Source organism: Vibrio sp. 10N.239.311.G01 (assembly GCF_041465805.1).
Taxonomy (GTDB): Bacteria; Pseudomonadota; Gammaproteobacteria; order Enterobacterales; family Vibrionaceae; genus Vibrio; species Vibrio crassostreae_C.
This window is the reverse complement of record NZ_JBFSRM010000012.1, coordinates 1-15,011: the sequence shown is the minus strand read 5'-3', so window position 1 is coordinate 15,011 and position 15,011 is coordinate 1. Positions and strand designations below refer to the sequence as shown.

At 43.4% G+C, this 15,011-nt stretch carries 10 protein-coding genes and 1 pseudogene; 2 read left to right on the top strand and 9 right to left on the bottom strand.

What is annotated here, in order from left to right:
• Positions 1–32: 32 nt before the first annotated feature.
• The 7 genes and pseudogenes from AB6D06_RS11425 to AB6D06_RS11395 form a co-directional block, all read right to left on the bottom strand.
• Positions 33–913 (bottom strand): annotated as a pseudogene (locus AB6D06_RS11425) (aspartate/glutamate racemase family protein).
• Between the two features lie 111 nt (positions 914–1,024).
• The gene (locus AB6D06_RS11420) at positions 1,025–2,743 is read right to left on the bottom strand and encodes an autotransporter assembly complex family protein (protein ID WP_029235239.1); all 1,719 of its coding nucleotides are present in this window, start codon (positions 2,741–2,743) and stop codon (positions 1,025–1,027) included.
• Between the two features lie 231 nt (positions 2,744–2,974).
• Positions 2,975–4,264, bottom strand: coding sequence for a DEAD/DEAH box helicase (locus tag AB6D06_RS11415; RefSeq protein ID WP_017059810.1), 1,290 nt, complete (start codon positions 4,262–4,264; stop codon positions 2,975–2,977).
• 201 nt (positions 4,265–4,465) lie between these two features.
• Positions 4,466–5,206 (bottom strand): DUF1223 domain-containing protein, encoded by a 741-nt coding sequence (locus AB6D06_RS11410; protein WP_372110236.1) that lies wholly within the window; start codon positions 5,204–5,206, stop codon positions 4,466–4,468.
• 175 nt (positions 5,207–5,381) lie between these two features.
• Positions 5,382–5,570: a hypothetical protein gene (locus AB6D06_RS11405; protein ID WP_017059812.1), complete on the bottom strand. Its 189-nt coding sequence runs from the start codon at positions 5,568–5,570 to the stop codon at positions 5,382–5,384.
• Between the two features lie 313 nt (positions 5,571–5,883).
• Positions 5,884–6,885, bottom strand: coding sequence for a TerC/Alx family metal homeostasis membrane protein (locus tag AB6D06_RS11400; RefSeq protein WP_017059813.1), 1,002 nt, complete (start codon positions 6,883–6,885; stop codon positions 5,884–5,886).
• A gap of 574 nt (positions 6,886–7,459) precedes the next feature.
• A complete protein-coding gene (locus AB6D06_RS11395) occupies positions 7,460–9,199 on the bottom strand; it encodes a bifunctional UDP-sugar hydrolase/5'-nucleotidase (protein WP_372110234.1) in 1,740 nt (579 codons plus the stop codon).
• 238 nt (positions 9,200–9,437) lie between these two features.
• Between AB6D06_RS11395 and AB6D06_RS11390 the strand changes: the two genes are divergently transcribed.
• Positions 9,438–11,207: an ATP-dependent endonuclease gene (locus AB6D06_RS11390; RefSeq protein ID WP_372110232.1), complete on the top strand. Its 1,770-nt coding sequence runs from the start codon at positions 9,438–9,440 to the stop codon at positions 11,205–11,207.
• A 171-nt stretch (positions 11,208–11,378) separates the two neighbouring features.
• Here AB6D06_RS11390 and AB6D06_RS11385 read toward each other — a convergent pair whose 3' ends face one another.
• Positions 11,379–11,873 carry a DUF1097 domain-containing protein gene (locus AB6D06_RS11385; protein WP_017059817.1) on the bottom strand — a complete coding sequence of 165 codons (495 nt, stop codon included), beginning with the start codon at positions 11,871–11,873 and terminating at the stop codon, positions 11,379–11,381.
• A 204-nt stretch (positions 11,874–12,077) separates the two neighbouring features.
• Positions 12,078–12,983 (bottom strand): LysR substrate-binding domain-containing protein, encoded by a 906-nt coding sequence (locus AB6D06_RS11380; RefSeq protein WP_136978571.1) that lies wholly within the window; start codon positions 12,981–12,983, stop codon positions 12,078–12,080.
• A 273-nt stretch (positions 12,984–13,256) separates the two neighbouring features.
• Here AB6D06_RS11380 and focA point away from each other — a divergent pair, with 273 nt between their 5' ends.
• The gene (gene focA / locus AB6D06_RS11375; protein WP_372110230.1) at positions 13,257–14,708 is read left to right on the top strand and encodes a formate transporter FocA; all 1,452 of its coding nucleotides are present in this window, start codon (positions 13,257–13,259) and stop codon (positions 14,706–14,708) included.
• Positions 14,709–15,011 lie beyond the last annotated feature (303 nt).

Genomic DNA, 15,011 nt, shown 5'->3' with positions numbered 1-15,011 from the left:
CTTTCTCATGTTTCAAATACACGTATCTGAGCTTATAGACGGTAGGTCATCGCTCTTTGGGCTACGTAGTTCACCATATCAAGCGTTGTGAAGATCGAATTAACATCATTAATGTTGTAATCCACATGTCCACGCTCCACATATTGCTCAGCGAGACGGTAAATATCAACGACACGCTCAGCTACCGCTTCCATAGGATCAATAAAAGTGACTGTTGGAAATGCCGTTTCAAGTTGCTTTCTAACCAAAGGAAGTTCCGTGCATCCCCAAATAACCGTATCAACGCCCTTCTCTACGATGGATTGAATCGCTACAGCAAGCAGTGCGGCATTACGCTCAAACTCGCCCGCTTTGATCCCGTTGGTTTCTCGGATTGCTTGTCCACACTCTGTCATCTCACCGGTTACTTCACCATAGATAGCACTATGCACGTTATGCTCTTGCTCAAAGGAATCTGGCTTAACGAACACCAGATTCGCGTCCGTTAGGTAACGATCATAGATTCCCGAATTGTATGTGCCGTTGGTACATAAAATACCAACAACAGATTCAGAGTTCTGCTCTTTGATTTGATCAACGGTGGTTTGAGCATGTCGACGATATAAACGTTGGTGTGCTTTTGAACCTCAGGTCTAAAGTAATGAGCGGTGTTACAGGTCATTACGCCAAACTGAACATTGGCATGTTCTAAAATGCATGCTGACTCAATCAGTTCAGGCACAGGATCGGTACCGCCTTCGTTAATCACTTCAGATCGATCGGGGATATCTGAGTTTTTCACCACTATCATGGCCATGTGGTCTTAGTCTTTAAGTGCGCCGTGTTCAATTTCTTTCTTGGCGACGATATCTTGGAACAGAGCATCTGCTTCAGGGCCCATATTACCAAATACACCGAATCGTAGCTTTTTCATTGTTTTTACCTTTGTGTTTGCTAAAGCACAAAGGTTATTACGCTCTTTCGATTTACTTGAATCCTATTAGATGGTTCGCATCCTCGCGAGTGCATAAACAGCGTACAAAAATCAGAATTGAGTACCAAAGGAAAAATGAATACGAAATTCGTCGCCTTCAGGCGCATCTAAGCCGTAAGCAAAATCGAGCTTAACTGGCATTAACTGTGAGTTCCAAATCAAACTCACGCCCGTCCCACGCTTCCAATCCGCTTGTTGATCAAATGCATCACCCACATCAAGAAATGCGCCCAACCAAATTGAACGATAGACTTGATGCTGATATTCGAGCCCAGCAGTTAACATATAACGTGCCCCCGTTAGTTCACCATTCTCGTCTCTAGGGGAGATAGATTCGTAACCATAACCTCGCAGGTTTCCATCGCCACCAGCAAAATACCGCAGTGACGACGGCACATCAGATAATGATTTGGCAATGTTGATGCCTACGTTGGAGCGGAAATGGAGCTTCTGCCTGTCACTAATATCCCATGAAAGGACACTGTTTCCTTCCAACCGCAACAGCCTTGAGTCAGAGAACAGACTAGGGTCAGAATACTCGACAGAATAGATGTGTCGATGATTGAGCTCCAACTGATCATTTTTACGATCAACCTGAGAAAAACTGATGCCAGGTAACAGCAATTGCGATTGCTCTTCCTCAGACGCCTGACGGTACTGTTCGTGCAAGTATTTGACATAAATGGTGCTTTGCCAATCACTGTCTAATTGCCAGTAACGTTCGAACTTAAGATCGTTTGTAAAGCTATTTGTGTCTCGATGATCAATTCGTTTCGATTCAAACTGAATACCAAAGTAATCCGTTGTGACTTTCTCTGTGGGGATTTTGTACCCCAACTGAAGTGATTGCTCCTGTTCAGACAAATATGTCTGTGTTTCAAAGCTGTGGCCTCTCCGGTTATACCAAGGCTTTGACCAACTGAGAGAGGCGCGTAAACCGAGATCTGTAGAATAGCCGCCACCGACCTGCACGATATTTCGAGAACTTGGCTCGGCAATGATTTCAATTGGAACTTCTAGGTTGTCATCAAGTTTGTCAAAGTCACCATGTACGATGACACTTCGAAACCATTGAGTGTCTGACAAATCAGATTGCAGTTCACCTAACTTGATGGTGTCAAAGTCATCACCTTTTTTAAAGGTGGGTATTTTCTCGATACGAGTAGGGTCAACCCCATCATCAGGAATACTTATAGAACCGAACTTGTAGCGTGGACCACTTGCAAAATACAAGTGTATATTCGCGATGTTCTCGCTAGGAATAACTTCAATCTTTGACTCGATAAACCTGCCGTCAAAATAACCTTTCCGCTTTGCTAAAGAGAAAATCGCACGCTTAGTTTGGTCGTATTCTTGGTGAGACAAAGTTAAACCTGAGCCTAACTTGCTTTGATTGAGTATATTGATGAACTCCGCATCTAGGCTAGCTTCACCTGTTATTTTTACTATCGATTCTGCGATGCGCATGACAGGACCAGAATCGATGTTAATGATCACGTTATCAGAATCATTGAGGTCGATATCGAGCTGCGGGTGATAATAACCATAAGGGTTGAGTGCATCTTGAATACGTTTAGATAGCTTCGTTTTCGATAGCTGTGATGCAGGAACATCGGCTAAAGGTTCTAAATATAATTCTACATTTTCGGTGAGAGTTTTATTAACCCCTTTAACCTCAAATTCAGCAGCACTAGAAGAGTGTTGGGTAAACAGGAAAAATGAAGTGGCCAGCACTAATTGTTTAATCGAGGTCTTCACGCGGTTACCCAATTGCTCAAAACCCGAACAGGTTATAAGCAAAGCGTTAAATCGCTGAATCTCTTATGGAGGACGCTATCCTTCGAACGGATTATCGGGTTGTTTAACACCGCAACAGTCGTTTATTAACGACTCAAATCCCAGCCCTACAGACACAAAAAAGGCGCAATTAAGCACCTTTTGAATGTCTATTACTTATTGATTTATATGGCTTGCTGATTTATATGGCTTGCTGACTCAAGATCAGTTGTTGTTCAGCCACACATCTTGGTTTTTTGGAGCTTTCTTCTTCTTTTTCTTCTTGCCAGTACCGGCCGGTGGCGCAACAGGTTTTAGTGCTGCGATCAGTTCAGCTGTCGCTTCTTCATCCACTTCAAAGCCTTCAATTTGCTCACGCTCAAGACGAATCTTGTTCTTCTTCTCGATGATTTTGAAGTGGTGGTAATCTTCGTGATCGATCAGAGATAACGCAAGACCAACTTCACCTGCACGACCACTTCGGCCGATACGGTGCATGTAGTCTGACGGGCTACGCGGTAAGTCAAAGTTGATTACCACTGGAAGCTTCTCAATATCCAGACCACGTGCCGCGATGTCTGTCGCGATCAGAACGTCAATCTCGCCAGATTTGAAATCTTCTAGGATACGAGTACGTGAACCTTGCCCTTTATCGCCGTGGAATACTTCTGCGATGATACCGCGCTTGTAAAGCTTGTCTGCTAGGTGCTCACAGCTGTTCTTCGCATTAACGAAGATCAGAGCTTGGCGCCATTCATGTTGTTGAATTAGGTGTGCGAGTAACGCTGTCTTGCGACCTTTTTCTACTTCGAATACACGTTGAACCAGTGTGCTCGCATTGGCACTTTGAAGTTGAACTTCAATTGGATCGCTTAGAAGTTCGTGAGTCAGCGTTTTAACTTGCTCTGGGAAAGTTGCAGAGAACAACAAGGTTTGTTTTTTGCTCGGCAAGAGCTTCAAGATTGCATCAAGTTCTTCGGTAAAACCTAGGCTTAGCATTCGGTCAGCTTCATCAAGCACTAACGTTTTCACTTTATCTAGTTTGATAGCGTTGCTCGAAATAAGGTCAAGCAGACGACCCGGTGTTGCCACCAATATATCAGTGCCGCCACGTAGCGCCTGCATTTGAGTGTTTACCGATACACCACCAAACACACAAACCGTTTTAATCGCGCCATTGAAATGCACAGCGTAAGATTTAACGCTGTCAGCCACTTGCTTAGCAAGTTCACGAGTAGGCACCAAGATAAGGCCAGAAACAAAGTTACCTTTGCCTGAACGACGGTCCAGAGGGGCATCTTCATGAATCTTTTGTAACAGTGGAAGTGCAAATGCTGCGGTTTTACCTGAACCGGTATTTGCGCCTGCAATTAAATCGCGTCCTGCTAACACACTTGGAATAACTTGCGCTTGGATAGGCGTTGGCTGTTGGTATTCAAGCTCAGATAAACGAGCCATCAAAGGAGAGATTAAGCCAAGATCAGAGAAGTTGGTTGGTGTAGTGGTGTTAGTCATTAATTGCAGGAACTCAAAGCTAAAATAATAGCGCGCTATATTAACGTATTTCAGCAGTATTACGTAACTAAATCGCCCTTTCGCTTCTATTTCACTGATTAATATCCGTCAGAAGCGAAGTTTTCGATGTGAGAACCTCGATACTCGCCGTACCAACTTCGTCTAAGAGTATTCCAGCTACACAATTGTCGTGGGTTGCAGTTAGTTCAGCCAACCTGCTACCGTTTGTTCCGGTGCATACGAATTCGGCTCGGTTAACCAAACAGCGACTGCGTCTGGTGTAGCGACAAGTGGCTCAAAATTGATATTAAATTGCCATTCAGACTCACCACGTTGATAACCATCGTAAACCACAACAAAATCATGTTCGAGTTTCTTACCCCTGTTCTCGCCCGCCTTAACGCTGGTGACTTCGTTCATCGCCAGCAAAGCTATATGAGCAACATAATCCCCTTTGCCTTCGTAACTTACGCTGAACGTATCGCCTTTATGGTTGACCGTTAGCTTGGGGTTATTTTGCTGTTTGAGCGAAGGCAACGTTCTGTCTAACCAGTTAAAGTAACCGCGCCACTCTTTTCCATCGACAACAAAGCCGGGTGTGTAAACCCCACTTGTTACTCCATAAGCTTTGTACAAGCGTTGCTTCTGACTAAACGCCTTACTCGCGAACTTGTCGCCCCAACCTAAGTAATCCCAATAATCGACGTGATAGGCAAGCGGAATAACTTGTGTCCAAAGTTTTGGATGGTCTTCAAAAGTACTGAGGTACTGATCAGCAGGTGGACAACTTGAACAACCTTCAGAGGTGAAGAGCTCGATAACCTGTGCGGGCTGGCCTTCATTACTCCAGGTTTGTTCAAGCGACACTGAGGAATAGAAGCCGATCGGTAAGGCAAATAAACAAAGTTTAATCAATGATGAATTGCGTTTGGCGTTTGACATACCGAGATCCTTGTACAAAGCGAATTGAATGGCGCTCAAATACAGACCGTTATGCCTAGGTTTTTCTTTCAGGTGCTTAGTTTACGAAGAGATTGAGTTTATTTCAGATACAAAAACGCCAGCTTTAGAAGCTGGCGTTTTCTTAAAATTCTATATTTACATGTTAACGCTGAGATTAACGGTTAATACCGATATCGCGTTGCATGTGACCAGATAGGTCGCTTGCGTAGTAACTACGTGGAGAGTTGTCTACGAAAAGAATATCGAAAATGTGTGCAATCAATCCTTTGAAGTTAACCGAGTAGGTTTTCTTATCCATAGAGTTAGGAACAGCGATAGTATTCATTTGTACTGCTTGAGCCATGATTGCCTCTCTATAAATTTATTAATGTGTTTCGTTCTGATGACAAGAATAATAGGTGATCTTTTGCAGGTTAAAAAATGACTAAAATTAGATTTTGGGATTAGTTTTTCTAATAAAACAAACCATTAACAATGCCACAAAATAGATATGCAGATTATGTGAGTACAAATTCAATATAGTGTTTAAATCATGCATTTAGTACAAATACCCCGCAAACAACAGTGGCCAATGTCACAGAAAATTTACATAAATAAATTTTCCACTTCATCAGCCACGTGTTCATTATCGACTTTTCGATAAGTTATATTTGTTTTTAATTTACTTGTTCAATGCCTGGCTTCTTCGCATAAACCGACGCTATAACCGCAATCGTCATCGTAGAAACCAATACCGCCAATGACCAGTAAGTTGGGATAGCCCACTCGCTATCAACCAGAAGCATTTTCACACCAATGAACACCATGATGAATGAAAGCGCGGGTTTCAAATAGATGAACTTGTCCATCATACCTTGCAGTACAAAATACAACGAGCGAAGACCAAGTAACGCAAACACGTTAGCCGCAAGTACCAAGAACGGTTCTTGTGTTACCGCAAAGATCGCAGGGATAGAGTCTAATGCAAACATCACGTCCATGACTGCGATCGCACCGATGACCAACATCATTGGAGTGAATGCCCATTTAGCACCCTGTTTAACCATTAATGCAGGGCCATGGAAGTCCTCTGTTACCGGCATCACTTTACGAAGTAGCTTTTCAGGCAGAGTATTCACACTCTCCTCTTCGCCCTTGTCTAATGCCAGCTTAATACCTGTACCAATCAAGAACGCAGCGAACACGTAAAGCACCCAGTGATATTCCGCCAATAGCTGTGCGCCTAGTGCGATCATAATTGCACGAAGCACCAATGCACCAATTACGCCCCAAAGAAGCGCACGAGGTCTTAGATGCTCAGGAACTTGGTATTGAGCAAAGATCATCGCAAAAACAAACAAGTTGTCTACGCTAAGGGATTTTTCTAACAAGTAACCCGTAATGAATGACACGGTTGCTTTTTGCGCTGTGTAGTCACTGTTCGGCGCATAAATGTCCCAAAATAGGTAAATCGAGCCAGCAAACAAAAACGCAAGTACAAACCAGAAAACACTCCAGATTGCCGCTTTCTTGATAGTAACGTTACCGCCACGAGTCTGATAGATATCAATAGAGACGAGAATAACCGTTAGCAGGAAAAAGCCCGCATAAGTCGTCATGATTGGCGATGAAAAAAAGGATTCACTATTTGTAGATAATAGAGATTGAGTTGAGTTCATTATTCCTCCGGGCGGAAGAACTGTACAAAGACCTTCCGCAAACAAAGCATATCAAGCTCCATTACGGATCTTGACTGTGATTGCGTTGGTCTCGTTGAAGTGAAATATGGGATTTCACTTTTACATACCGGATAGACTCTTGGCCTAACGAGATGACGATATGTAAACTTGCGCTAACTACTCCCCAAACGCGTGGATAATAATCCTCTGGTTGTGTTTCGTCTATATAAATTTGCACGGAAAAAGCAAAAAAGGAGCAAACGCTCCTTTCTGATTGATGCCACTTTGTCAAATAGACACGCGAATTGATTCTAAGAATAAATTCGCAAGTCAAACACACTATTGCACTGCGTAATGAAGTTGCAAAAAGAGCAATTTACAGCCCTGCGGCAGGTATTAAATACACTAACGCTGACCAAACTGATACCCAACCGACAACCGCTACCGCATCTAACCAATCTTTCTTATCCATGCATATCTCCACAAGAAGGCGACCTGCAGAGATAGGGCATAAACAATGCCAATTTTATAAATAACCCAAAGTAATAGTGTTAAATATCAGTATCAGCTTTAGTTATCTAAAACACTCCATGCAATTCAACGGTTCATTGAGTTGAAGCGACTCTGGGTGGTCTTGCAGAAACTCGATGAAGCAGTCTGCCATAGAGTCAGTGGTGACCGTGCCATCACCGATCATATCCAACACAGCGTTATAGCCCTCTTTGCCTTTCATTGTATAGGCTGACGACGCGCCCCGGTAAATACGGTTGCGAGAAACAGCTTGCCAACCTGAATCATCAGAGTGAATTTCTAGATGGTGAATCCTGTGTCCTATAGGCGCTTCTTTGTGGTAACAAAACCTCAAATTATGTGTATAAGGAAAGCTACCTGAACCTGTGCCCACGACACCATTATCAATCGCGTTATTGATTGCACCTTCAAGCATGCCAGCGATCGTTTCACCTTTTACTTCATACACACCAATAGGTACGGCAAACGGTAGTAGTTTTCCGGCAATATCGGCAACAGAGACATCGCCGCTGTTCAGTGAATTTCTTACACCACCGGCGTTGTGAATGGCAAAGTTAACCTGATGCCCTTTCTTGTTCATTAGATGGTGAAATGATTGAGCAACCAAGGGGGCTAGTTGACTCGGGCCTTTAGCATCTGGAATACGTACATGGCGAAGTTTAGTGTCTGCATGAGCAATCACTTGTTGCTGAAGCTTTCGAACTCGCGGCTGGTATTTATCCGTCAGAATGCTCTGCAGCTCAGGATCTTTCTTACACACTGCAATATTAGGGTGATTGTTTAAAAACTCACACGCCATATCGTGGGCATCGTCTTGCCCTACTTCACTCAGTTTCGCGTCTATAAAGAGTCGACGGCCTAATAACAGTTCGTTTTTACCATTGAAGTGCGTCACTTTGCCTTGAGAATCGAACTCGATTTCGCAGTGTCCTAAGCTCATGGCGTGGAAACCCGCTTGCACAACATAGGTATCGCCAATTTTCACACCGTATTCATCATCTTTAACTAAGCCGATATCAGAGAAATCACCTTGTAAGCGATGACTATGACCACCAACGATGACACCAATACCTGTTACGTTGGCTGCTAACTCTAAATCAGCTTCGTAACCAAGATGGCTAAGTAACACAATCTTGTTGATACCTGCTTGATGGATTTGCTCAATGGTCGCTTTTGCTGTTTCCAAAGCATTTTCAAACGGTGTATCGATATCTGGGTTAGCGATGCCTGCCATCTTGTCGATGCTTAAGCCGAATATTGCGACCTTCTCGCCATCAAACTCTTTCGTTATAAAAGAAGCACTTCGTGTTTCAGGCCGATAAGGCTTAACAATGTCGTTGTCCGCTAGCGTATGAGTTTTATTGATATCCTCATTCGATAGATTCCAGTTACCGGCCAACAGCGGGAATTTGATTCTTTTCGCGAAAATCGCAACGGGCTCATTACCCATGTCTAACTCGTGATTACCGAGCGTCATGGCATCTATATTAAGGGCATTCAACAAATCGGCATTGGCTTTTCCCTTGAATAAGGAAAAGTACAACGTGCCTTGGAAGCAGTCACCAGCGTGCAAGAACAAGGTTCCAACCTTCTGACGCTGGGCATCTTGTTCTATTTGTTTGAAGCGTGTTGAAATTCGAGCAAAGCCACCAGCACTGACATAAGGTTCAATGATGTGGTTGTTCATTTTAAGTGATAGCTGTAACGAGGTTGGTTCAAAGTATGAGTGGGTGTCGTTGATGTGTGCCAAGACTATTTTTGTCGGCTTATTCTTTTTAGTCATATTTTCTTCTCTCTTTGTCCCTTCATACTAGGTCGAGAATCATGACAGAATCGTGAATTTTATGAAACTGCACTGCAAAAAAATACTCGAGATAGATCAAAAATCTCATTTTGCACCGTATTAATAAACAACGGGTTTTGTGACAGGTGAGCATACCGGATTTGGATTTTTCGATTATGATTAAAGATATCTGTTAGCTTTCAAATAATTAGCAGAGCCTTCCGTTAGGAGTAAGCCTATGCAACTAGAAAGAATCGAGATTTCTGGCTTTCGAGGTATCAAGCGCATGTCACTCGCGTTTGACGAGCTAACCACGCTTATTGGTGAAAATACTTGGGGTAAGTCTTCATTATTGGATGCCCTTTCCGTCATTCTGCCCTCAGACGGTGTGCCATATCACTTTGAAATGACCGATTTTCATGTCGATTACTCTGTTTCACACCCGCAGTCTCAACATCTTCAAATTGTTCTCGCTTTAAAAGCTAACGATAAGAGCGAACTTAACGCAGGTCGTTATCGCAAACTCAAACCTATTTGGGTTCAAGATGAATTTGGCGTATTTCGCATCTACTATCGCATCAGCGCGACGTTAGAACAGTATGAGACAACAACACACTATGCATTTCTTGGTTTGGACGGTAATCCGCTCAAGCTTCATCATTCAGAAAAGCTTGCTCAAGAATTAATGACCTTACATCCCGTTATCCGTTTGCGTGATGCAAGGCACTTTGATCGTCCTTTCAACGGCAAGTCCCTTAACCACAATGCTCACCTGCCGACTAATGTTCACGCAACTAATGTAAATTCAAACGGGAACGGGAACGGGAACGGGAACGGGAACCATCACACGAGCAATGGCACAACAAATGGAAACGGCGCCAATAACGGTAATGGTCGACAAGCAAGAATAGAAAAACGAATAGACAACACCTGCCGCCGTCTTATGGCGATACCCGGACATGTTAATAAAGGTGAAATGCGCAGTAGCCTAGAGTCGATGCAAAGTTTGATTGAGCACTATTTTTCTTTCAAAAGTACTTCTCGTCGTAACCCTAGAAAACAGCGAGACGGATTGCTTTATTCTGCGGGTACCAATGATCAGAGTATTCATCAACTCGTCGAAGAGACCAAGAACAAACAAACTCGCTTATTATTCATGGGGTTACTTAACGCTTATCTACAAGCTAAAGGGCCAAACGACTTAAGGCGATGTGCGCGCCCTCTGTTGATCCTTGAAGATCCAGAAGGTCGATTGCACCCAACACACTTGGCAAGGGCTTGGAGCTTGATGCAGAAATTGCCCATGCAGAAAATCCTGACCACCAACAGTGGCGACCTACTTGCGGCGGTCCCACTTCAATCGATTCGTCGCTTGGTTCGTCAGTCAGACAAAACCATCGCCAATCAACTCAACATGAACCATTTCAGTAAGGATGAACTTCGACGAATTGGTTTTCATATCCGTTTCCACCGCTCTGGGGCACTATTTGCTCGCTGTTGGCTATTAGTAGAAGGTGAAACCGAGGTTTGGTTGTTCAATGAACTTGCCAACCAATGTGGCTATAACCTAGCAGCAGAAGGTGTGCAGATTATTGAGTTCGCCCAATCAGGACTTAAGGCACTGATTAAGGTCGCGCAAGAGTTTGGCATCGATTGGCATGTGGTAACTGACGGCGATGCGGCGGGTAAAAAATACGCAGCAACGGTGCTATCGAAGCTTGGTAATGATCAGGAAAGACATCGACTCACGGAACTGCCAGATAAAGATATCGAGCATTACCTATATATGAATGGGTTTGAGAGCTTTTTCCGTGACATGGTTAAGATTCCATACGATCACCCTATCCCTCCAAAGAAAGTGGTTGCCAAGGTATTGAAGAAACATGCAAAACCCGACCTTGCACTCGCCATTGTTTCTCATTGCGAGAATCAAGGACAAGAATGCATTCCGCTTTTATTAAGGTGGACATTAAAACGCGTGATCACCATGGCGAATGGAAATACCTAAACATAATTTGTTTTATAGATGCTATCAGTTGCTCTACTGATGAAATATTTAGCTAGTCGCCTCAACCAAAAAAGGCACACCAAACGGTGTGCCTGTATAAATCGATATACAAATTAATTGGGGGTTATCTTGCAAGAGTTCACAGTGACTAACTAAGGTTAGGTTAACGAATTAAGCCTTTGCCTGTTTAGCGTGTTGTTCAACAACTTCCGAAGATTGAGTCGATTTCTCGTGAAGCCATAGCCCCGTTGCTTTCATCAAGTATCCAAATACACCACCAAGCAGTAAAGATGGCACTACAAGTTGCCAATCACCACCTGCAGCAAACGTCGCACAGCAACCAATGAAGGTGCCTGGGATATAACCTAGCCACGCTTGTTTCGCTTGAATACACATAAAGAATGCCACAATAGCAGTAATCATGTAGCCTAAAATCTCTAACCCTGCGAAGGTTGAGCTTTCGATAATCACCATTGCCCAGAATACGCCAGTCATGTTGGTCAATAAGCTACCTGCTAGTCCTTTAACGCCGCCTGTTGGCGAAGCAAAGTAACTGGTGCAACCTAAGAAACCTGCCCATGACAATAAGCCGAAAGAGATAGCAATCCATCCCCATAGACCTGACAAAATACCTGTTGTTAATGAAATCGCGACTAATGTACTCATACTATTTCTAAAGCCTAATTACGTAATTGAACGCAACCGGATTTAGCCTCACTTAAAATCAAGTAAGCATACTATGGGAAGATAGCCCTTATTTAGCCGATCACGATCACGTTAATAATGTATGCAGATGTGTATTTATCACTAGATAGAGACCGAAATCGCTTATTCAACATATTTGGTTATCAGTATTTTATCAATTTATCGTTACAGAAACGATGGCTTGCCTTTCATCATGCGCTTACCTTCTCGCTTAATACACTCAGCAAGTGGGTTCTCAGACATATCTGCACGCCAAATAAAGGACAAGGTTCTTTCCATTTCAAGCTCAGGGACATTTAATGTGACCAGTTGACCAGACTCAACAAACTGTTCGACATCGAGATAAGGTAAACACGTTAAATATGGGCCGTTTGCAACCAAACTTCTTAAAACAGGAACGTGTTCATACTCTCGCCAAACATCAAGATCACCAATTAAATGGTGAATAGAGCTATCAAAAACTTTGCGAGTACCCGAACCATGTTCACGTAATACCCATTTTGCTTGTTCTAATTGCGCCAAGCTTACTCGTTCACGCTTCGCAAACGGGTGATGAGCCGATGCAACCACCGTTAAATGGTCCGTACACCACACTTCTTGGTGAACTCGGTTGTCATCACAACGACCTTCGATAACACCCAAGTCATATTGATAATCTAATACGCCATCAATAACCGCATCGGTACTTTGTACGCCGAGCGAGATTCGCATCTCAGGAAAGTCGTTATCAATAATACTGATGAGATCCGGAACGAGGTGTTCCGCTGGAGTTTGGCTAGCACCTAATTTGAGTTCGCCACTCAACAAATGTTGCTCGTAAAAACCCATCTCAATTTGCTGCGCATCTTGCAGTAAACGCTTCGCTTTTGGTCTTAACCACATCCCCCAATGAGTAAGAGCCATTTGCTTGCCCTGCCTTTCAAACAAAGGCCTGCCGAGCATTTTTTCCAACTGTGCAAGAGACATACTTGTTGCTGACTGAGTCAACGCCAATTTGTCTGCTGCCTGACTAACGCTCCCGGAGTCTGCTACTGCATCAAATACCGCGAGTTGCTTTAATGAATAACGCAAAATTCATCCTTAATGCTTTTAATTATTTGTGTCCTGATGCTCGTTTTTTATAAAGCCAATGAGCAATCAATTTTATTCTACGCGTAACCAAATCTATATCAATAAATTTGATGTGGTTTCTAAAAATTATCAATTTTACCTCTACCCCTCAACGCCCTAATCTGGAATGGCAGGACACAACGAGCCCTGCAAAACATTACTGATTAACCATTACGGATTAACCAGGTCATTAACACTAGGAATTACACATGACGGATTGTTCAAGGGGGGGATATGGCAACCAGCACTTCTGAAAATCATCAACTGTTCTCACCAACAGAAATGATGGCGGAAGCAGAGAAGTTTGCATTAAGTAAAGCAAATAAAACCAGCAGCATGACATTGAGTTTGGCAATCATGGCTGGCGCATTCATCGGGCTTGCTTTTTTATTCTACATCACGGTAACCACGGGCAGCGCTGATGCTGGATGGGGACTGAGTCGCTTAGCCGGCGGTCTTGCCTTCAGTATGGGTTTGATCTTGATTGTGATTTGCGGTGGTGAGCTATTTACCAGCTCAGTGTTATCAAGCATCTCATGGGCTAACAAGCAAATCACCTTCACGAAGATGCTGTCTATCTGGGGCAAGGTGTATGTCGGCAACTTTATCGGTGCCATGTTCCTATTGGCTTTGGTAAGCGCAGCAGGCTTGTATCAACTGGATGGCGGGCAATGGGGCTTAAACGCTTTAAACATTGCTCAACACAAGCTACACCACACCCCAGTTCAAGCGTTTGCTTTGGGTGTGCTTTGTAACTTGTTGGTGTGTTTAGCGATTTGGTTAACGTTCAGCTCTGCTAACGCAATGACCAAAGCAATGATGACCGTGTTACCCGTTGCAATGTTCGTAAGCTCAGGCTTTGAACACTGTGTGGCGAATATGTTCATGGTTCCGCTAGGCATCACGATTCAAGCATTCGCACCAGAAAGCTTCTGGATGCAAATCGGCGCAACACCAGCCCAGTATGCAGACCTAAACGTCATGCAATTTGTCACCGCAAACTTAATACCAGTGACAATCGGCAACATCGTAGGTGGTTCAGTATTGGTCGGCTTAGCGAACTGGAGCATCTACCGTCGCCCACAACTTAAAGCAGCAAAAATTACCGCTATTACACAAACAACAGAAATTACGTCAGTTAAGGAAATTACTATGAACACAGCAACTACTATCAAGCAAATCATGAACACTCAACCAATTACACTGAGCGTAGAAATGCCAACATCAGTCGCGATTGATACACTTTTAGACGCGCAACTTGTTAGCGCTCCTGTTTGCGATGTTGAAGGTCGTCTAGTGGGTATCTTCTCTATTCATGACGTAATGGTTGACCTTTGGTGCCAAGATTACATCCCAACTAAAGGCCAAAAAGTTGTAGACCTAATGAGCCGTGACGTTGTGGCAATCGACGCAAACGACAAGCTAGTGGACGTTGCTGAGTTCCTATGCATCGACAAAGAGCAACTGTACCCGACGACAAGCATGGGCTTCGCTACTCGCCTGACATCTCTTTCTCTAGAAGAGCGTGCAAAAGCGATGAAAGTAAGCCAACCACATATGCTTCCAGTGTTAGAAAACGGCGTAATGGTAGGTGTGTTGACTCGCATTGAAGTGATGCAAGCACTGCGTCCAATCTACGGTGACCGACTAAACGTGGTTCCTCAAGCTGAACTAGAAACAGCTTAACTAATCTTAAGTTGAACTATTAGGGATTAGTAGTTCAATTAGATAACTCAGTCATGGCAACGTTGACTGGCTAGAGGTAAACGGTGGCTTTTAACGTACTAAACGGTTTGACACAAAACAGACCTAAACGCGTTGCCATTTATCTCAATAAAAAAGGCGCAAAGTGAAAACTTTGCGCCTTTCTCTATTTCTAACTGTTGCTTTCTAAGTATCTATTTAACTTTTGGTGTTACATAATAGATTGATACTAGGGCGTGTTGATCTTTCGTGAGTGTTTTTTGAACAGCATGGTAAAGAGTTATA

What these genes read in the sequence shown, in the direction of transcription:
- AB6D06_RS11415 (WP_017059810.1), bottom strand. Translation starts at nt 4,264, where the DNA reads ATGACTAACACCACTACACCAACCAACTTCTCTGATCTTGGCTTAATC.
- AB6D06_RS11390 (WP_372110232.1), top strand. Translation starts at nt 9,438, where the DNA reads ATGCAACTAGAAAGAATCGAGATTTCTGGCTTTCGAGGTATCAAGCGC.
- AB6D06_RS11400 (WP_017059813.1), bottom strand. Translation starts at nt 6,885, where the DNA reads ATGAACTCAACTCAATCTCTATTATCTACAAATAGTGAATCCTTTTTT.
- AB6D06_RS11410 (WP_372110236.1), bottom strand. Translation starts at nt 5,206, where the DNA reads ATGTCAAACGCCAAACGCAATTCATCATTGATTAAACTTTGTTTATTT.
- AB6D06_RS11405 (WP_017059812.1), bottom strand. Translation starts at nt 5,570, where the DNA reads ATGGCTCAAGCAGTACAAATGAATACTATCGCTGTTCCTAACTCTATG.
- AB6D06_RS11395 (WP_372110234.1), bottom strand. Translation starts at nt 9,199, where the DNA reads ATGACTAAAAAGAATAAGCCGACAAAAATAGTCTTGGCACACATCAAC.
- focA (WP_372110230.1), top strand. Translation starts at nt 13,257, where the DNA reads ATGGCAACCAGCACTTCTGAAAATCATCAACTGTTCTCACCAACAGAA.
- AB6D06_RS11385 (WP_017059817.1), bottom strand. Translation starts at nt 11,873, where the DNA reads ATGAGTACATTAGTCGCGATTTCATTAACAACAGGTATTTTGTCAGGT.